The organism is Desulfocapsa sulfexigens DSM 10523 (assembly GCF_000341395.1).
Lineage (GTDB): Bacteria > Desulfobacterota > Desulfobulbia > Desulfobulbales > Desulfocapsaceae > Desulfocapsa > Desulfocapsa sulfexigens.
In genome coordinates, this window is sequence record NC_020304.1 from 1855825 (window position 1) to 1873550 (window position 17726).

Consider the following 17726-nt stretch of genomic DNA (forward strand, 5'->3'; position numbering starts at 1 on the left):
GTTTACTCTTGAGTGCGCTAAATTTGACAGACAAATCAAATTTTCAAATTGTTTTGTCAGGTCGGGTAGATTGACTCCATGCTCTAGCTGAGAGTCTAGTGAAAAAACAATATATATCTTCCTCGACCACATATGTCAAGATTGGCATAGTTTAAAACAAACACAATGTAAAAGGTCTATGAAAAATTTGTGATACATTGAAGATAACAATGGGCAACAGTTGTGGGCCTGTCCTAATAAAAAATAAAATCTTATGAAGAAAAAATTTACTATCAAATCAAAGGTATGGATCGAAGATCAGAATGGAAATGTGGTTTTCGGGTTGGGGAGGTATAGAATTCTTGACGCTATTAAACGACATAATTCGTTACAGGCAGCAGCCAGAGAATTAAAAATGGGTTACAGAGCGTTGTGGGGGAGAATTAAGGCATCGGAGGATAGATTAGGAGAACGATTAGTTGTAAGGGATGGGCGAGGGTCAAAACTTACGCCGTATGCAATGGACTTGATGGATCGTTTTAATGAAATGCATATTCATATTCTTGATGATTCAAATAGCTCTTTTTCAAAACTCCTAACAAAGTCTCTGAAATAAGATCATGTTTTGCCTCAACACTTTTAGTTGGAACTGGATATTTCAAAAGGGGATGTAGTAAACGCCAGCGGGATACCGTAATTGTAGGTAAAGCCGGGAAACGGAACTGCAGATATGCCGAGGAAGCAAGTAGCCTTTTCTCAACATCCGCTGCCAAAAAGCGGAGCGGTGTTTTTTTTATGGGTTTTGTTGGCATGATTGGTCAATGTTCCAGTAGTACCAGACTCAAGGACGGGGGGAGATCCGGTAGGTAATTCCTATGATTGTATAGTTACATATAGGAATTACCTGTTTGACGTATAGGTAGTCGTAATATATATGTTCTGCTATGAAATTATACAAAAAAGTGGAGGACACTATGACTGCTGGGAAATTTGAAATAAAGGCCTATCCCGAGATGTGGAAAGACCTGGATATGGATGTGGAACGTTTTGACAAAATGCGGTTAATGCTGGGAGATATATATGAAAAGACCTATCTGTCCCAGAAAAACCGACCATCGGGTATGGCCTACTTTGACAACATGATAGCAGAAATCCATGGTGGCCGGATCAAGGAATTGCTGGCTGCCAAAAAAGAGGGTAAACCGGTGATCGGAACCTTCTGTGTTTATATCCCTGAGGAGATCGTACTGGCTGCTGGCGGTGTCTGTGTAGGTCTATGCGGCGGTTCGCAGGGATCCGTGCCCGATGCTGAAAAGATTCTACCCCGCAATATTTGCCCCATGGTGAAGTCTGCCTTTGGTTTTAAGGCGGGTCGTATATGCCCCTATTTTCAGGCAGTTGATCTTGTGTACGGGGAGACCACTTGTGACGCTAAGAAAAAAACCTGGGAGATTCTGGATAACATGGTTTCGACCTATGTTATGGAGATACCGCAGATGAAAAAACAGACCGACCAGGATATGTGGTTGGCTGAGGTGAAAGAATTCAAGACCAAGGTTGAGTCACTTGCAGGCAAAGAAGTGATGCTTGAGGAACTGAATCGTGCCGTCAAAACAATGAATAACAAACGTAAAGCCCTGCAGCGGATTAATATGCTACGCCATACTAATCCAACGCCGATCTCAGGGAAAGATGTCCTGCTCATTGAGCAGATTGCCTTCTACGATGAACCGGTCCGGTTTACCGAAAAGGTCGGTGAATTGTGTGATGAACTTGAACAACGTATTCAGGATGGTGTTGCCGTGCCTGGTAAAAATGCTGCCAGAGTGATGGTTGCTGGAGTTCCCATGGCTCTACCCAATTGGAAGCTGCATAACCTCGTCGAAGGAGCCGGGGCGGTTATTGTCAATGAGGAAAGCTGTATTGGTACCCGCTATTATAAGGATCTGATGGACGAGGACGGAGAAGATATTGAGACTATTCTTCAGAACCTTACCCGTCGATACATGCAGATCGATTGTTCCTGTTTTACCCCTAACAACGAACGGATTGATCAGGTCCTCAAGGAGTACAGAGAATCGGATGCTCATGGTATCATTCACTATTCTTTGCAGTTCTGTCATACCTACAATGTCGAAGAAATCCGTATCAGGGAGGCATGTGAAAAGGAAAATATTCCATACATGTTTATTGAATCCGACTACTCGCCTGAGGATGTGGGGCAACTGCAGACCAGGGTGGAGGCCTTCCTGGAACAGATCAGCGGATGACTCTGGTGGGTGTAATCATAGGAAATGGAGGACAATATGTACGTGGGGGTTGATCTGGGTTCACGGACGATCAAAGTGGTAGCATTCCAAGACGGCAGGATGGTTGATTATAAAATTGAAGAAAGCGGTTTTGCACCACATGAACAAGCCAGGGAAATGTTAACGGATTATAAGGCAGACCAAATCGTTGCCACGGGATATGGCCGCCATCTCGCTCGAGAGCACTTTGCTGATGATGTCATTACCGAAATTAAAGCCCACGGTATTGGTATTCATGCGGTGTTGCCACAGGTTACCACGATTGTGGATGTCGGAGGGCAGGACTCCAAGGTCATAACTCTCAATGGCAAAGGACAGGTTAGCAATTTTCAAATGAACGACAAATGTGCGGCCGGTACAGGCAGGTTTTTGGAAATAATGGCTGCGTCACTGGCTTATCCACTTGTCGAGTTTGGTCCGGCCGCTCTTGATTCGGACCAGGAAGTACAGATAAACTCCATGTGTACGGTATTTGCCGAATCCGAAGTGATTTCAATGAAAAACAGAGGTGCTCCGCGACAGCACATTGCCAGAGCCGTGCATTCTTCTGTAGCAGACCGTATACTCGCCATGCTGAACCGTATTGGTTTTGACAAGTATGTGGCCTTCTCCGGTGGGGTTGCTAATAATCCATGTATTGTTAGTATGATACGGGGTAAATTGGTGGGGGTGCAGGTGGCAGTGCCTGAAAATCCGAGTATCATTGGAGCACTTGGTGCATCAATTGAGGCAGCCAAATTAGGTGAATCTCAGGCATGAAATAGAAGCAACAAGTATTAGTGGAAGGTCCGAGATGTACAGGTATTTGGAATCAACTGGCAAGAACATGCAGTCTGCTTTCGGCAGTAAAAGGATAGCTTGACTGTTTCGATCTGGCAACAATAGTGAAGAGTAAGGGGATGGATATTTACCAAACTAAAATCTTTTCCAGACAATTGAGCAGATTGGAAAAATCTGATAAAAAAGGCGCCTCTGCCTCCAGGCAGGCCGGAAAAATTATAGCATCATTGCGCCACCGCAATGATGCCTTTCAAGAATTCAGATATAAACAGACCAAACATGGTGAACATCGTCTTGATAACGTAATAAAATATGATTTGGGAAGTGGCTATCGTCTGATTACCGTCTGGGAAGAAGAGTGTGTTCTTCTGGCATATGTCGGCAGCCATGATGATTGCCATATGTGGCTGGAAAATAACAAAAATACTTCGTTGGATAAGAGTTCATTCAGAATTTCCTGCACATTGATTCCGCCCTCTCCCCCCTGTAAAGATCAGACTAGTGAGATTCCGTCAGCTCCAAGCACCAAAGAAGATCCATACGAAGAAGAGCTACTCCAGAGAATCGATGACAAGACATTACGCTCTATTTTTCGGGGACTGTGCCGAAACACATGATTTGCTTTTTTTCTCTTTTTTTTACCATTCAGGGCAACTAAACAAAACAGAAACCCTTTATCGTGGGGGAGGGGTTCTGGGTTAGTTCCGGCTCCCATTTCAAGAGCATAGCAATAGTGCTCACACCTGTAATGCCCATACTTGTTTTCTTGCAGTAGTCTCCACTAATGGAACCCAGATATCTACGAAGGGTATGCACCTGCTATACGAATCAAGACAACATAAAAAAAAACTGATTACCACTAATCCTCAGCCTACCCGCATGAGGAGGAGTTGCTTCGTGTCGATTATATGGGCATCTGCGGCCTGGACGGCCGCAGCAGAGCCCCCAGGGATGGGTTTATGGCGTCCCATATAATCGATACGGAACAGTTCCGGGTTTGCAAAGCTGAGTTTTGATGGTAATCAGGTTAAAAAATGTTTTTTTGGTAGAAGCTGCTATTCCAATAGCTAATATCAATATCTGGTATTTAGAGGTTCGACCTCATTGAGAGAGCTTGGCACGCCGCTATCCTCCTCAGATTTAAACTGAGCCCAGTCTGGTAATAGCGTTTTTTTGAACCATGATGAAAGATTGAATCCTGGTGGATCACCAGCCTCAAGGCGTTTTAACAGTTTTGTGGCTTTAGGTGTAATTGTCGCGTCCGGATAGGTGTTGATAAGATATTGTAGCCGCGTTTGAGCCTCTTTATATTTTTCAGTTCTGAGATAAAATTCAACGACAAAATATTCATGGTTAACCAGGAATTCATTTGCGGCCCTGATCCTGGCTCTGGCTTCGTTTCTATAGGGGGAGTCAGGGAAGGCGCGAAGAAGTTTTGAGAATTCCCTGATGGCATTTTCTGCGCCATTTGTATCACGATCGATACGGTCTATCTGCTGGTAATGAGACATGGCGATCTGATACATTACATAGGGAATTGCCTCATTGGTCGGGTGACGCTCTTCAAATTCATGATAGAGCATGAGCGCTTCCTGATAATTTTCCATGTAGTAGTTGCAGTCGGCACCTTTTAACTGGGCAAGCATGGCCTCAGGGCTAAATGGGTAGTAGTCCAGAATTTCATCAAATATTTTTCGTGCCTTGTAATAGCGTCCGTTTGAGAATTCCTCCATCCCCTCTCCAGCCAGAGTCTGTGCTGAGAGTCGAACATCTTTTTCTTTGCCATCGCCTCCAAAGAGTCCACTGATCTGGGCACACCCTCCAAGAGAAAGGAGCAGTGTGCTGATAAAAACAATATTCAGCGTGAATCGGACAAACGATAATGGGCGGATAAGTGGGCTGACACAGGGCATAATATAATTAAGCTCAGCTGAGATTGGTGAGATAGTGTTCGGCGGCAAGTACTGCAGTAGCACCTTCGCCTGCGGCATTGATTACCTGTCGTACTTCCTTACTGCGAATATCCCCGGCGGCCATGACACCAACTACACTAGTCCGGGTTTCAAGATCCGTTGGGATAAACCCACCGGCATCGGCTTTTAAAACATCCAATGGTAACATTTCATTGTTGGGTAACACACCAATAAGAACGAAGACGCCATCAACCTTTACTGTCGATTCTTTTCCGGAATTGTCAAGGAGATGGAGTTCTTCGACACCTTCAGTTCCGGAAACTCTTGTCACGGTACTGTTCCAGATAAAATTAATCTTCGGATTGTCAAAGGCTTTTTCCTGAAGAATTTTTGTGGCTCGCAGTTTATCTCGTCGATGGATGAGGGTTACTTTTTTGGCAAATTTAGTGAGATGTGATGCCTCCTGAACGGCGGTGTTTCCACCTCCAATCACGGCCACGTGCATATTGCGGTAGAAAGGGCCATCACAAGTGGCACAGTAGGAAACGCCTTTCCCGATAAATTCTTTTTCCCCAGGAATGCCGAGAGGACGAGGATGAGCACCGGTGCATATGATCAACGTGTCACAGCTTAGCGAAGAACCATCTTCAAGGGCAAGGCGCTTGACTGGTTCAGTGAGATCCATGGAGACTACATTGGCGAAAATGGAGTTCAGGTCAAAGCGTTTTGCGTGGACTGTCATTTTCTCTGCCAGATCAAATCCTGAAATACCATCCGGGAAGCCGGGATAATTGTCGATCCAGTCAGTGAGAAGAATCTGCCCGCCCTCAGCACCTTTCTCAATGAGCAGATGATCCATTCTGGCTCGTGCTGCATAGAGTCCTGCAGTCAGCCCGGCCGGACCGGCGCCTAAAATGATCAAATTATAATGCGTTTTAGCCATGGAATTCAAAGACATTCTGGTAAAAAAGCTGGACAGGCTTCATGCAAAAGAACCAGCAGAAAGCCTGTGTTATTTATAAGGCTTTTTCGATAAGCTCAATGAGTTGGGCTTTGCCGACGGCACCAGTTACCTGGTCAACTTTTTCGCCACTCTTAAAAAGAATTAGAGTTGGAATGGCACGGATTCCAAATTTGCCAGGGGTTTCGGGATTGTCATCAACATTCATTTTCACGATAGTTACCTTTCCCTCATACTCTTCGGCAAGAGCTTCGACAACAGGACCAATAGCCTTACATGGACCGCACCAGGGAGCCCAAAAATCCACAAGACATGGGGTGTCGGAACCTGTTACAGATGAAAAATCAGCGTCACTTACATCTTTTACTTTATCACTGGCCATTGTGTTTCTCCAATACAAGTAGAATTCTTAGTCGTCTTGTCTTTTTGCAAAAGAAGACAAATGTTAATTTAATGAGTTTATTAGTGTACCCTTTGCCGTTTTTCATGACAAGAAAAATATGAGAACGTAAAGGGTGGTCCATGGGGAATTCCAGCATACAATGTGTATAAATACTAAAAGGTCAAGGTGGGACGTTGATTAGTGGCTCGTGAGTGTTTGAAAATCTGATTCGAGCCTTACTTTTAGTTCTTTTTCTTTGCAGAAGAGAAAAAAGTGGTTCGGGTTCCTGTTTCTGTTTTCTTTCGGTTTACCGGGACTACAAGTCATGGTATGTTTTACTTTCTCGTAATAAATTGACAGATCGATACCAGGGTAACGGAATGTTAAAATACAAATTAGATGGGAGTTAAAATGAACACAACTGTTTCCGGAAAGATGTTTGAAATGGCCAAAAAAGTAATCCCTGGTGGAGTGAACAGCCCTGTCAGAGCCTGTCGCTCCGTAGGCTGTGATCCGGTTTTCATTCAAAAAGCCAAGGGCTCAAAGGTATATGATGTCGATGGAAATGAGTACATTGATTTTGTCTGCTCATGGGGGCCTATGATCCATGGGCATGCACCTAAGGAAATTGTCGATGCCGTTATAGAAACGGCAGGAGATTCCACGTCGTTTGGTGCTCCAACCACGAAAGAGATGGCGCTTGCTTCCATGGTAGTTGAGGCAGTTCCCTCACTTGAAAAGGTTCGCTTTGTAAACTCAGGAACCGAGGCGACTATGAGTGCTGTAAGGCTTGCCAGGGGATATACCGGAAAAGATGTAATTGTAAAGTTTGATGGATGTTACCATGGGCACGCCGATTCATTTTTGATTAAAGCCGGTTCTGGCGTTATTACCCTGGGTATCCCGGGAAGCCCGGGAGTGCCAGAGGATATAGTGAAAAACACCATCTCCATTCCCTATAATGATGATGAAATTCTTGAGCAGACCCTGCGAGCAAAAGCCGATACTATTGCCTGTGTGATCGTAGAACCTGTTGCTGGGAATATGGGTTGTGTTGCCCCATCGAAAACATTTCTGCAAAAACTGCGGGATCTCACTGCCGAACTTGGTATTGTTCTTATTTTTGATGAGGTGATAACTGGATTTCGACTGGCCTATGGTGGTGCGCAGGAGTATTACAATATAATGCCAGATCTCACTTGTCTTGGAAAGATCATTGGTGGCGGTCTGCCGGTCGGGGCATATGGTGGGAAGGCTGAAATAATGGATATGATTGCGCCTGATGGTCCTGTGTATCAGGCCGGTACGCTTTCGGGGAATCCTTTGGCGATGGCAGCAGGGATTGCCAATCTTAAACTGCTCCGTCAGAATAATTTCTACAAGGAGTTGAATGAAAAGGCAGAATTTTTTGCAGATGGCCTGAATCGGGCTGCAGAAAGTGCAGGTATTCCTGTAACATTAAATCGGGTTGGCTCACTTATGACTGGATTTTTCACAGAGAGTCCGGTAACTGATTTCACTTCTGCAATGAAAGCCGATGCCGATCGTTATGGCGTCCATTACAGGCAGATGTTGTCCAAAGGGATTTATCTTGCTCCATCACAGTTCGAGGTTGCGTTCATATCAGCAGCTCATAGTCAGGAAGACCTTGAAAAAGGCATTAAAATGACTGAATGGTCATTCAAAAATATGGCTTAAAAACAAAAAATTCGTTGACTTTGGCCGATGGGCATGATAACAAATTTGATCGATTGCCACAGAGTTTTTCAGTGCCTTGGAAAATGATTGTTGTTTCGCAAAAGATGGTTTTTTAAAGGCACCTGTCCTGGCTTACTTACTGTTCAGCGGGGCCGGGGTTGGAAGGTGGTGATAAGGATGGCTAAAAAACTAAGCACCGAGATGGTGGAGCTGCTTGGAAATTACGGGCATATTGGATTTACCTTTGTGGCCGCAATTTTTATAGGCTTAGGGGGGGGGATCTATCTTGATGAACATTTCTTTGATGGAAAGACGTCACCCTGGTTTACGTTTATTGGCCTGGCTTTTGGGATAGGTGCTGGATTTAAAAGTTTGTTTGATATTTTACGGACTCCGGCGGCTAAACCAAAAGATGAGGATGCAGAAGGTTGATCGGCTGTGCTAGATATTTCTTTAAAGAAGGTGCAGGCGTTAAGTATAGGATTTCTCGTGGTGCTGACAGGCGGGGCATGGTTGATTATGTCATGGCCCTTTGCACAGTCGGTACTTGTTGGTGGTGTTATAGCCATTGCAAGTTTTTTTTCGGGACATCGAGACATTGATTCTTTTCTAAAAACTTTTGAACCTCCTAAAGAGGGACAAGAAAAGAAGCAAAGTGGTAAGTCTGTTTATATTGTTAAATTTTGGCTCCGGTTGGCTTTAATTGCTGTGATTCTACTGTTCTTTATCAGGAGCGGTAAGGCTGATGTGATTGGGTTGCTTCTGGGGCTATCAACTGTAGTTTTTGCCATTATACTGACAACGCTCAGTGTGGCAGGACACTACTTTTTTAGAAGGAAGGGGTAAGAGGGAGAGTTATGGAACATCCGATACTATTTATTTCACTGATTTTGGAGAAATTAGGACTGCCAATTCCACACGGTCCTATTGGCAATACATTCCTGGAGAAATTATGTGAACCGTATATGACGTATACCTGGTTCGTTATGATTTTTCTGGTGGTTGTTGGTAAACTGACTCTCAGTAATATTGAAATGATCCCCGGTAAAGGACAGAACTTCTGGGAGCTACTCGTTGGAGGAATGTATGACTTCTTCAATGACAACATGGGCACTGAGCTCACCGAGAAACTTTTCCCCATGATTTCGACCTTTGCACTTTACATCGCAGTAGGTAATCTCATCGGCCTTATCCCCGGCTTTATGTCTCCAACCTCATCAATCAATACTACTCTGGCATTGACGATTATCGTTTGGGTGACCCATCACATTATTGGACTCCGTGCTCATGGTATTGGGTATATCAAGCATTTCCTTGGACCCATCCCGGTTCTGATTCCATTGATGTTACCCATCGAACTTATCAGTAACATTGCCCGGTTGCTTTCACTCTCCATTCGTCTTTTCGGTAACATCATGGCTAAAGAGACTCTCCTTGGAATTCTTTTTATGCTGGCTGGTGCCTATTTCGCGCCACTGCCAATCATGCTCCTTGGTGTACTGGTTTCCCTGGTTCAGGCCATGGTTTTTGTTCTCCTCACCGTCGTATACTTCGGTCAGGCTCAAGAGCATGCCCACTGATAACTCAGGTAACAAAGAAGTAAGTAATATGATTTTTTTATATAGTTAAGAAGAAGGCCAAACAAACAAAAATTTTTAAGGAGAATTACAATGGAATCAAATGCTTTGATGCTCGGACTTATCTGTATTGGTGCTGGACTTTCAATCGGACTTGCTGGACTTGGTGCCGGTATTGGTATTGGTAATGTTGGACAGGGTGCCACCATGGGTCTTGCTCGTAACCCAGAAGTACAGCCTAAATTGATGGTTTTCATGATCCTTGGTATGGCTCTCGCTGAGTCCTGTGCTATTTATGGACTGGTTGTTTCCCTGATCCTTCTTTATGCAAATCCTTTGATTGGCTAATTGGGTTTCAGTTTGATCTGTTCGGCGGCGCAAGCTGTGACGAACAAATCATTGAGTTTTAAAAGGCTGCAGAGTAATCTGCAGCCTTTTTGCGTTTAATGATGTGTGAAGTACTTAAAAGGGGACCATGGAAGACGATATTATCATTCACCCAAGTCGTGCAGTCCGAGAAAAAACTATTCCGCGATGCGGCCTTCTCTTTGTTAATCCGACCGAGGCAAGGGTTGCACTCCAGACACTTATTGACAGGGGAGGAGATCAGCGCTTTTTGTTCCATTCGGGATTGGTTGTGAGTCCTGATAATGATTTTTTTGTGGCAGGACCGGCTGTCGGGGCACCAATGGCTGTGATGGTTCTTGAGAAGCTTATAGCGCTCGGGGCCTGTAAGGTAGTCATGGCTGGCTGGTGTGGTGCGCTCAGGCCCGATATGTGTGTAGGTGACACGGTTCTTGGAGGTGCCGCCTATTCGGGAGAGGGTACATCGCAATATTACACAAATGACAATGTTTCTGATCCATCGCAAAGGTATATTACTACAATGAAGTCAGTTTTTGATCTCAGGGATACTGTATCCTTCTGGTCCACCGACGCACCTTATAGAGAGTCCAAAAAGATGCTTCAGCAGTTGGCTCAAAAATTTAATGTTGGAGCTGTGGATATGGAATACTCCGCATTATGTGCGGTCGCGAATTTCAGAAAGATCGATTTTGCCTCTTTGTTTCTTGTCTCCGATGAACTGTGGCAGGACGATTGGCGGCCAGGGTTTGGAGGAAAGGTTTTTAAAAGAAAAAGTAAAGCACAAATCAAGCAACTTCTAAATGTAATTGTTGCAATATCAGGCTTTAAGGAGGCCTGATTATGGCGACTTTTCATCTAGTAAGTCTTGGGTGTGCAAAAAATCTTGTAGATTCTGAAGTGATGCTTGGAATCCTGCATGAAGCCGGATGGGAACTTTCCGAAGACCCCTCTGCTGCTGAAGTTCTTATTGTTAATACCTGTGGGTTTATTCAGCCAGCAGTTGAAGAAGCTCTGGAGGTAATACTCGAGCTGGCTCAATACAAAGAAAAAGATAAAAATAAATTTCTGGTTGTGACGGGTTGTCTTGTACAGCGCTATCTTACAGGTCTCAGCAAGGATATGCCTGAAATTGATCTTTTAGTGGGTACTGAAGGTGTTGGAGAGATTGCTCACCTCCTGCAGAAATTATTGGTCGGTGAGCAGACAGAGAGATCTTACTGTCCCGATCGTTTTCTAATGAACTCCAATCTGCCGCGCATCCTATCCACTCCTTTTTTTAGAAGTTCTGTTAAAATTACTGAGGGTTGCAGTAATCGCTGCACCTATTGCATGATTCCTTCGATAAGAGGTGATCTTCGTTCCAGGAACATTCCTGATATTATAGCAGAGCTTAAACATCTAGAGGCTGGTGGTGTTAAGGAGATTTCACTGATTGCTCAGGATCTGACTGCCTATGGCAACGACCTTGAGGCCAAGAGCAATCTTATCAGTCTGTTGACAGCTATCCTCCAAGAAACCAATATTCCATGGTTGCGTCTGATGTATCTTTATCCATCAGGGGTAACTGAAGAACTGTTTGAGCTGATGCGAACAGAGAAAAGAATTTTGCCTTATATGGATATCCCTTTTCAACATGTGTCAGATCCGATTCTGAAAAATATGCATCGTCGTTACGGCTACGATGATCTTTGCAAATTCGTTGAAGGGATACGAAATTCGGTCCCAGATATTGCTCTTCGAACAACGATGATGGTAGGTTTTCCAGGAGAAACTGAACGTGATATCAGGAAAATGGAACAATTTTTAGAAAAGTATGAAATCGACCATGTAGGAGTCTTTTCTTATACTAATGAAGAGGGCGCACGGTCTGAATTTTTCAAAGATCAGGTTGCTGAAGATGTTAAACTGGAAAGGATGGAACGGATCCTCGCATTGCAGGCTGGGATTTCAGAAGAGATACTGAAGAAATACATTGGTAAGATAGTTCCAGTGCTTGTGGAGGGACTTAGCCAGGAGACAGATCTTCTTCTTGAGGGGCGAATGGTTTACCAGGCCCCTGATATAGATGGGATAGTGTATATCAATGATGGTATTGCAAACCCCGGTGATATCGTAAAAGTACGTATCACCGAAGCGCAAATATATGATCTGGTAGGGGGGATTGTTCAGGAGGGATGAGGCAAAAAAACTATTTGCCCGTGTTTACCTGTTCACGTAGATCCTTCCCGACTTTGAAGAAAGGGAGTTTTTTTGGTTTGACTTTGATTTTCTCGCCAGTCTTCGGATTGCGACCTTCGTAGGAGCCGTAGTTTTTAATGACAAAGCTTCCAAAACCTCTGATTTCAATACTGTCTCCCTTAGCCAGTGCCTCGGTCATGGTTTCGATAATGGTGTTGGTAATTGCCGCAGCTTCCCTGTGTGGCAGGTCAATGTCCTGGGACAACGCTTCAATTAACTCAGATTTGTTCATGCCTGACTCCTGTGCATTCAGAGCGAATACTGCAGTTCTTGCCGTATTCTAATAAAATAAAAAAATTAATAAGAATAAACTGTCATCGATATCTTTGTGAAAAAAAGATAGTCGGGGAAAATCTTTTGCACCCGTTTGGGTAGTATAGCTATATATCTTACCAGATAACTATCCAAATTTAATCAGCTATTTTTTTGTTTGTAAAGGGTTTTTTTTGGAAAAAATTCTTTTTATGTCATTTTTGGTGAGAATTTTAAATTTTCCAATAGCTAAGTTATCCAGACCAAGGTCTCCATAGGCTAGACGTTTAAGGGATTGCACAGGATGGCCAACCATTTGAAACATCTTTTTAACCTGCCGTTTCCGGCCCTCATGGATGGTGATAATAATTACAGAATTTCTATTATTTTTCCTGATAATTCGTAGTTTTGCTGGAGCAGTCTTCTTTTCGTCAAGCAATATGCCTTTCTCGAGAGATCGTATTGTCTGTTCAGATGGTAGCCCCTTTACTTCCGCCTCATACGTTTTATGGACTTCAAATTTGGGATGAAGAATGCTTTGGGCGAGCTCCCCATCATTCGTGAGTAAAAGAGCACCTTCGGTATCGAGATCGAGTCTTCCAACCGGAAAAACCCTTTCTTTTATTCCTGGGAGTAATGAGGTGACAATTGGACGTCCCTGGGGGTCTGAAAGTGTTGTTACGTAGCCTTTGGGTTTATTGAGAAGGATGTATATAAGTTTTTCTCGTACTTCAACCCTTTTGTTATCAAAGAGTACTTTATGAACTCCAGGGGTTATCTGCTGGCCCATTGCGGTTGAAATGGTCCCATTGACCTTTACTCGTCCTGCAGCGATAAATTCTTCCGCCTTTCTTCGTGAAGCAATACCAGCCATGGCAAGAAACTTTTGGAGACGTACAGGTTTGTTGTTCATAATCAACGGAGGTTGGGTGGCAGCAGCAGGTGAATACGGGAATCAACCAGTTTTTTGGTGGCGTCATCTACTTCAAGTACATCTGTGTACCAGGGTTTCATGCGGCAGTCAAAGACAATGGGTGGAGTAAGACCTACATGGAACCGTTGAACACTGGTGGCAGCACCATGGATATCGGCGGCAGGTTCAAATCTTGTGAAAAATGTCCAGAGAAATTCCTGGACAGAGCAGGTTGCTTCATCGCAGTTATCTACCAGCAGTATTGCGGGCCAGTTACTGAGGGCAGGATCTTGAGCTATGTGTTCTGCAAGATCGGGCTTTTCTTCATATCCAGTGGACTCCAGGACAAGCGTTCCCGGAAGATAGGCCTTTGCTTTCTGACAATGTATTGGGAGGTTCCCAGAAAATTCAGTTGGGAGCTCTCGTATCTTTTCTTTTCCGAGGCCCATCATCATGGCCTTTGATCCTTTATTCACTGAAGGTCCGGTGTAATCGAGCGTATCCTGTGAGACATTTGCAAAAACGAAGAGATCACTATCCCATTGAATGCGTTCAAGAACATGAGTCCATAGTTCAGGGAAGTTAGTGATGTCAATATCACCATCGGTGAGAATTAAAAATTTTGTAAGGGAGAGTTGTCCTTCTCCAAGAACTCTGAGTCCACAGGCAAAAGCCTCACGAGGATAACGATCAGCAACACGGGCAGCTGCCAGGCAATGAAAGCCAGTTTCTCCAAAGGTTTTCAGTTCACGGACCCCTTTCATAACCAGTGGGAAAAGTGGTGAAAGCAGATCCTGGAGGAAGTCACCAATAAAATAATCTTCCTGTTTTGGTCGGCCAACAATAGTTGCGGGATAGATGGCGTTGTTTCTGTGATAGAGATGAGATGCTTGAAAAACTGGGTAGTCATGCTGTAACGAATTGTATCCGTAATGATCTCCAAAGGGACCTTCGGGCTTTCTTAAATGTGGAGGAACTACTCCCCGCACTGCGAATTCGGAATTGGCAACTAGCCGATGCCCACCTTTTGGATCAGCCGTCATATCAAGTTTTTTGCCGATCAGCAGAGATGTAAGCATCAGTTCAGGGATATCTTCAGGAAGTGGGGCTATGGCAGAAAGCATTAGCGCAGGTGGGCCACCTATGTATAGGGTCATCGGTAGTGGTTGATTGAGCTTTTCTGCTTCGTGATAGTGGTAGCCTCCCCCCTTGTGTATCTGCCAGTGAATACCGGTTGTAGTGTCATCATGGCGTTGGATACGATACATACCAAGATTGTGTCCCTTTCCACCAGGATGTTCAGTGTAGACCAGTGGCAACGTGACGAAGGCTCCTCCATCACTATGCCAAGATGTGAGCATGGGTAGACTGCTAAGGCGGGGTGGTAATTGGCAATTTTCAAGGATAGGGCCATGTTTTTTTTCTTTCAGACCAATCTTCAGGCCCTCTATAAAGAGATTTCGATTATCCCAGAGTTTTTTAGCCTTGAGCGGCATAAGTGATTCGGTGAGATTTACAAGGTCTCGGACAAAATTTTGCGGCCGAGAACCAAAAGCAAGTTCGAGTCGTTTTGCGGTACCGAAGAGATTGGTAATAACCGGAAACGAACTTCCTTTCACTTTTGTAAAGAGAAGAGCAGGGCCCTGACGATGAATGACCCTGCGGTGAATTTCTGCAATTTCCAGATCGGGATTAACTTCTTCATCAATAACAAGGAGCTGGTTTTCGCGGCGCAGCAGTTCGATGAAACTGCGCAGGTCGTAGAGGATGTCATGTGCCATGGGCGACCTTTAATTTATTTATGGTGGTGGGGTGACTGTTCGAGAAGGAACAGCTCATGGTATTCATCTTCGCTCATATTGCTTTTGAGAACACCGGTAAAATAATGAACAAGCTCCTGAATCTCTTCACTTGATAACCTGTTAGCAAGAGTCTGGGCAAGTTCAGGCCTGCCAATAAGCTGGAAAAAGCAGGTAATTGATTTACGGTCATGCTCAATATTCAAGCCAAAGCACATCTGATGGGGATCAAGATCCATGGAGTATGAGTGGTAAGAGTTAGTTGGTTGCAAGCAGCTTCCAATGAATTTTTCTGGTGCGCGGACCGTCAAATTCACAAAAATAAATGGCCTGCCAGGTACCAAGTTGCAGCCGACTACTGCTTACCATAAGGGTAAGTGATGCTCCCATCAGAGAAGCCATGATGTGGGAAGGTGAGTTCCCTTCCATATGTTTGAACGGATAGTCTAGCGGAACAATTTCTTTTAATCCCTTAATGATATCCCTTCGTACGTCCGGATCAGCACCTTCATTGATCGTCAGGCCAGCCGTTGTATGAGGATTGAAAAGATAGCATATTCCTTCCTCAACTCCGGTCTCTGAGACCCGCTTCTGCACCTCGCTTGTGATGTCAAGGAGGTGCATATGCTTATTGGTGGGTATGGTAAAGTTGCCAGAATACATATTAATTTTTCAGCTGCCAGTGGCCATAGCTATCACGGCAGGCGGTGGTGTAGACAGTTTCCGTTTTTCCATTAATTATTGACTGGATTTGCGCTTGCCGGCAGGGTTGGTTTGTGGATGGATTAGTATAGGCTGGCTGAGGAGTAACCTGATACTGGTTTCCGTTGTCAGGGTTTTGCCAGGCGTTGGTTTGCCCTGAAACTCCACGCTCATATACGTGATTAAGTTGCTCTCTGTCGTATTTGTCCATCTCGTTACCAATCATATAACCAAGCATGGTTCCAACGGCAGCTCCTATGAGGGTAGCTTCTGTGTTATGCCCTATAGCCTGACCAATCAAGGCACCACCAGCAGCACCACCAACGGCACCCATTCCTGCTTTGTTGGGTCCATTGGCACATGAGGATAAAAGAAGGGTTAAGCTCAGGATAACAGGAATAATAATAGTACTTTTCATTGTGGACTCCTTGGAAATGGTGAAAGAAAACTCAGATAGTTGTGAAAACAAATAGTCATGCCCTTTCGTTTGTCAATCATCCGAAGATGAAATCAGGATCGATCAATTTTTTTATTAAGCGCATACAATTGCTCCAGACGCAATTTACTGCGTCGCAGCTGTTCTATCTCATCGAGCAGATCAAGGGCAAGTGCGGTGCCTGGGAGATTGACTCGTAAATCTTCCTGAAGGCGAATTGATATCTGGATTCGTCTAACTTCAAATGCTGCAAATCGCCATTCCCGAGGATCATGTCCCTGTGGTGAGATTATCCCTTCATCAATAAGATCCTGAACAAATTGGGCGTGAACCTTACAGATATTGCAGAGTTCACGGAGGCTGTATGCGCAGTTTTCATCAATAATTGTATACTGGAGTTCAGTAGTCATCATTATACTCCAAGGTGGCTGCGAGGGTTAAAAGACATGGTTTTTTTCATACGGTTGTAGAGCTCTTTATCGGCATCTGTAAGGGGTTTTGGTACCATGATGGCAAGAGTCACATACTGGTCACCACTCAGTTTTGTAGAACAGAGGCCCCTGCCTTTGAGTCGAAGTTTTTTCCCCGTCTGAGAGTTTGGTGGTATTTTTAGCTCTACAGTTCCGCCGAGCGTCGGAACAGGGATGGTAGCTCCAAGTGCTGCTTCCCATGGAGAAATTGGCAGAGTAAGCAGAATGTCGCGATTATCGGGAACAAAATAGTTGTGGGCTGCAAATGCCACTTCGAGAAAGAGGTCACCATTGTCGCCACCGCCAATTCCCTCGGCACCCTGTCCAGCCAGTCGAATCTGCTGGCCTGCAGTAATTCCTTTTGGAATGGAAACCTGCAGAGTGTGAGGACGGGTGGTTACGTGGCCGGAGCCATCAACAGCCGGGCGTTGCAGGGTGAGTGATTGTTTACTGCCGTGATAACTGTCCTCCAGTTGTATGACTATTTTGGCGTGTAGATCCTGCCCTTTACCTGAATAACGACTGTGTCGGCCGGTAAATGGGCCCTGTCGCCTTGCCTCCGCTTTTCTCTGTGCGCCAAAAAGAGATTCAAAGAAATCACTGAATTGAGAAGCGTCGGTCTCAGTATATCCGCCACCTGTGAATTCAAAACCATTATCCCAGTTAGGCGGTGGCTTAAAATCTTGACCAGCCTTCCAGTCTTTGCCGAATTTGTCGTAGGCAGCCCGCTTTTCTACGTCCTGTAAAACCTCGTAGGCCTCACCAATTTCTTTGAAACGCCCTTCAGCTGTGGCCTCCTTGTTGATATCCGGATGATACTTTCGAGCGAGTTTTCTGTAGGCCCGTTTTACTTCATCCTGAGTGGCATTTCGATCAATGCCCAAGGTTGTGTAGTAGTCTTTGAATTCCATATTCAGTCCTGGGTGGTTTTGATCATGATTCTATCTGTAC

At 44.6% G+C, this 17726-nt stretch carries 22 protein-coding genes; 11 read left to right on the forward strand and 11 right to left on the reverse strand.

Annotated features, from left to right (window positions below; all coding sequences use genetic code 11):
- Positions 1-253 precede the first annotated feature (253 nt).
- From UWK_RS08225 to UWK_RS08240, 4 genes are all read left to right on the forward strand, one after another.
- The gene (locus UWK_RS08225; RefSeq protein WP_015403904.1) at positions 254-595 is read left to right on the forward strand and encodes a winged helix-turn-helix domain-containing protein; all 342 of its coding nucleotides are present in this window, start codon (positions 254-256) and stop codon (positions 593-595) included.
- A 358-nt stretch (positions 596-953) separates the two neighbouring features.
- On the forward strand, positions 954-2249 hold the full coding sequence (locus UWK_RS08230; protein ID WP_015403905.1) for a double-cubane-cluster-containing anaerobic reductase: 1296 nt from the start codon (positions 954-956) through the stop codon (positions 2247-2249).
- Between the two features lie 36 nt (positions 2250-2285).
- On the forward strand, positions 2286-3047 hold the full coding sequence (locus tag UWK_RS08235) for an acyl-CoA dehydratase activase (protein WP_015403906.1): 762 nt from the start codon (positions 2286-2288) through the stop codon (positions 3045-3047).
- Positions 3048-3187: 140 nt separating this feature from the next.
- A complete protein-coding gene (locus tag UWK_RS08240) occupies positions 3188-3685 on the forward strand; it encodes a hypothetical protein (RefSeq protein WP_015403907.1) in 498 nt (165 codons plus the stop codon).
- A 456-nt stretch (positions 3686-4141) separates the two neighbouring features.
- Here UWK_RS08240 and UWK_RS08245 read toward each other — a convergent pair whose 3' ends face one another.
- The 3 genes from UWK_RS08245 to trxA form a co-directional block, all read right to left on the reverse strand.
- Positions 4142-4981 carry an outer membrane protein assembly factor BamD gene (locus UWK_RS08245; protein ID WP_015403908.1) on the reverse strand — a complete coding sequence of 280 codons (840 nt, stop codon included), beginning with the start codon at positions 4979-4981 and terminating at the stop codon, positions 4142-4144.
- A 13-nt stretch (positions 4982-4994) separates the two neighbouring features.
- Positions 4995-5924, reverse strand: coding sequence for a thioredoxin-disulfide reductase (gene trxB, locus UWK_RS08250; RefSeq protein WP_015403909.1), 930 nt, complete (start codon positions 5922-5924; stop codon positions 4995-4997).
- A 73-nt stretch (positions 5925-5997) separates the two neighbouring features.
- Positions 5998-6324: a thioredoxin gene (gene trxA / locus UWK_RS08255; protein ID WP_015403910.1), complete on the reverse strand. Its 327-nt coding sequence runs from the start codon at positions 6322-6324 to the stop codon at positions 5998-6000.
- Between the two features lie 411 nt (positions 6325-6735).
- Here trxA and hemL point away from each other — a divergent pair, with 411 nt between their 5' ends.
- From hemL to rimO, 7 genes are all read left to right on the forward strand, one after another.
- Positions 6736-8022: a glutamate-1-semialdehyde 2,1-aminomutase gene (hemL, locus tag UWK_RS08260; protein ID WP_015403911.1), complete on the forward strand. Its 1287-nt coding sequence runs from the start codon at positions 6736-6738 to the stop codon at positions 8020-8022.
- A gap of 177 nt (positions 8023-8199) precedes the next feature.
- The gene (locus UWK_RS08265; protein WP_015403912.1) at positions 8200-8454 is read left to right on the forward strand and encodes an AtpZ/AtpI family protein; all 255 of its coding nucleotides are present in this window, start codon (positions 8200-8202) and stop codon (positions 8452-8454) included.
- Between the two features lie 6 nt (positions 8455-8460).
- Positions 8461-8868, forward strand: a complete 408-nt coding sequence (locus tag UWK_RS08270; RefSeq protein WP_015403913.1) for an ATP synthase subunit I — start codon at positions 8461-8463, stop codon at positions 8866-8868.
- Between the two features lie 11 nt (positions 8869-8879).
- The gene (gene atpB, locus UWK_RS08275; RefSeq protein WP_015403914.1) at positions 8880-9602 is read left to right on the forward strand and encodes a F0F1 ATP synthase subunit A; all 723 of its coding nucleotides are present in this window, start codon (positions 8880-8882) and stop codon (positions 9600-9602) included.
- Positions 9603-9692: 90 nt separating this feature from the next.
- Entirely contained in the window at positions 9693-9947 is a 255-nt protein-coding gene (gene atpE, locus UWK_RS08280; RefSeq protein WP_015403915.1) for an ATP synthase F0 subunit C, read from the forward strand.
- Positions 9948-10074: 127 nt separating this feature from the next.
- Complete coding sequence (locus UWK_RS08285) at positions 10075-10803, forward strand: nucleoside phosphorylase (RefSeq protein WP_015403916.1); 729 nt, start codon at positions 10075-10077, stop codon at positions 10801-10803.
- Positions 10804-10805: 2 nt separating this feature from the next.
- Positions 10806-12143 (forward strand): 30S ribosomal protein S12 methylthiotransferase RimO, encoded by a 1338-nt coding sequence (rimO, locus tag UWK_RS08290; protein WP_015403917.1) that lies wholly within the window; start codon positions 10806-10808, stop codon positions 12141-12143.
- Positions 12144-12153: 10 nt separating this feature from the next.
- Here the strand turns inward: rimO and UWK_RS08295 are convergent, their stop codons facing one another.
- From UWK_RS08295 to UWK_RS08330, 8 genes are all read right to left on the reverse strand, one after another.
- Positions 12154-12435 carry an HU family DNA-binding protein gene (locus tag UWK_RS08295; protein ID WP_015403918.1) on the reverse strand — a complete coding sequence of 94 codons (282 nt, stop codon included), beginning with the start codon at positions 12433-12435 and terminating at the stop codon, positions 12154-12156.
- Positions 12436-12621: 186 nt separating this feature from the next.
- The gene (locus UWK_RS08300) at positions 12622-13368 is read right to left on the reverse strand and encodes a pseudouridine synthase (protein ID WP_015403919.1); all 747 of its coding nucleotides are present in this window, start codon (positions 13366-13368) and stop codon (positions 12622-12624) included.
- A 2-nt stretch (positions 13369-13370) separates the two neighbouring features.
- Entirely contained in the window at positions 13371-15149 is a 1779-nt protein-coding gene (locus UWK_RS08305) for a UbiD family decarboxylase (protein WP_015403920.1), read from the reverse strand.
- 14 nt (positions 15150-15163) lie between these two features.
- Positions 15164-15439, reverse strand: a complete 276-nt coding sequence (locus UWK_RS08310; RefSeq protein WP_153304867.1) for a hypothetical protein — start codon at positions 15437-15439, stop codon at positions 15164-15166.
- Entirely contained in the window at positions 15426-15830 is a 405-nt protein-coding gene (locus UWK_RS08315) for a secondary thiamine-phosphate synthase enzyme YjbQ (protein WP_083907249.1), read from the reverse strand. The genes UWK_RS08310 and UWK_RS08315 overlap by 14 nt, the downstream gene beginning before the upstream one ends.
- Before the next feature lies 1 nt (position 15831).
- Positions 15832-16287: a glycine zipper domain-containing protein gene (locus tag UWK_RS08320; protein ID WP_015403923.1), complete on the reverse strand. Its 456-nt coding sequence runs from the start codon at positions 16285-16287 to the stop codon at positions 15832-15834.
- 92 nt (positions 16288-16379) lie between these two features.
- Positions 16380-16718, reverse strand: coding sequence for a chaperone modulator CbpM (locus tag UWK_RS08325; RefSeq protein ID WP_228130051.1), 339 nt, complete (start codon positions 16716-16718; stop codon positions 16380-16382).
- Entirely contained in the window at positions 16718-17686 is a 969-nt protein-coding gene (locus UWK_RS08330; protein ID WP_015403925.1) for a DnaJ C-terminal domain-containing protein, read from the reverse strand. The genes UWK_RS08325 and UWK_RS08330 overlap by 1 nt, the downstream gene beginning before the upstream one ends.
- Positions 17687-17726 lie beyond the last annotated feature (40 nt).

Coding starts and splice junctions, on each gene's coding strand:
- UWK_RS08330 (WP_015403925.1), bottom strand. CDS start 17,686: ATGGAATTCAAAGACTACTACACAACCTTGGGCATTGATCGAAATGCC.
- UWK_RS08315 (WP_083907249.1), bottom strand. CDS start 15,830: ATGTATTCTGGCAACTTTACCATACCCACCAATAAGCATATGCACCTC.
- trxB (WP_015403909.1), bottom strand. CDS start 5,924: ATGGCTAAAACGCATTATAATTTGATCATTTTAGGCGCCGGTCCGGCC.
- UWK_RS08240 (WP_015403907.1), top strand. CDS start 3,188: ATGGATATTTACCAAACTAAAATCTTTTCCAGACAATTGAGCAGATTG.
- UWK_RS08325 (WP_228130051.1), bottom strand. CDS start 16,718: ATGATGACTACTGAACTCCAGTATACAATTATTGATGAAAACTGCGCA.
- UWK_RS08300 (WP_015403919.1), bottom strand. CDS start 13,368: ATGAACAACAAACCTGTACGTCTCCAAAAGTTTCTTGCCATGGCTGGT.
- UWK_RS08225 (WP_015403904.1), top strand. CDS start 254: ATGAAGAAAAAATTTACTATCAAATCAAAGGTATGGATCGAAGATCAG.
- atpE (WP_015403915.1), top strand. CDS start 9,693: ATGGAATCAAATGCTTTGATGCTCGGACTTATCTGTATTGGTGCTGGA.
- UWK_RS08295 (WP_015403918.1), bottom strand. CDS start 12,435: ATGAACAAATCTGAGTTAATTGAAGCGTTGTCCCAGGACATTGACCTG.
- atpB (WP_015403914.1), top strand. CDS start 8,880: ATGGAACATCCGATACTATTTATTTCACTGATTTTGGAGAAATTAGGA.
- UWK_RS08245 (WP_015403908.1), bottom strand. CDS start 4,981: ATGCCCTGTGTCAGCCCACTTATCCGCCCATTATCGTTTGTCCGATTC.
- hemL (WP_015403911.1), top strand. CDS start 6,736: ATGAACACAACTGTTTCCGGAAAGATGTTTGAAATGGCCAAAAAAGTA.
- UWK_RS08285 (WP_015403916.1), top strand. CDS start 10,075: ATGGAAGACGATATTATCATTCACCCAAGTCGTGCAGTCCGAGAAAAA.
- UWK_RS08305 (WP_015403920.1), bottom strand. CDS start 15,149: ATGGCACATGACATCCTCTACGACCTGCGCAGTTTCATCGAACTGCTG.
- trxA (WP_015403910.1), bottom strand. CDS start 6,324: ATGGCCAGTGATAAAGTAAAAGATGTAAGTGACGCTGATTTTTCATCT.
- UWK_RS08230 (WP_015403905.1), top strand. CDS start 954: ATGACTGCTGGGAAATTTGAAATAAAGGCCTATCCCGAGATGTGGAAA.
- UWK_RS08320 (WP_015403923.1), bottom strand. CDS start 16,287: ATGAAAAGTACTATTATTATTCCTGTTATCCTGAGCTTAACCCTTCTT.
- UWK_RS08235 (WP_015403906.1), top strand. CDS start 2,286: ATGTACGTGGGGGTTGATCTGGGTTCACGGACGATCAAAGTGGTAGCA.
- UWK_RS08265 (WP_015403912.1), top strand. CDS start 8,200: ATGGCTAAAAAACTAAGCACCGAGATGGTGGAGCTGCTTGGAAATTAC.
- rimO (WP_015403917.1), top strand. CDS start 10,806: ATGGCGACTTTTCATCTAGTAAGTCTTGGGTGTGCAAAAAATCTTGTA.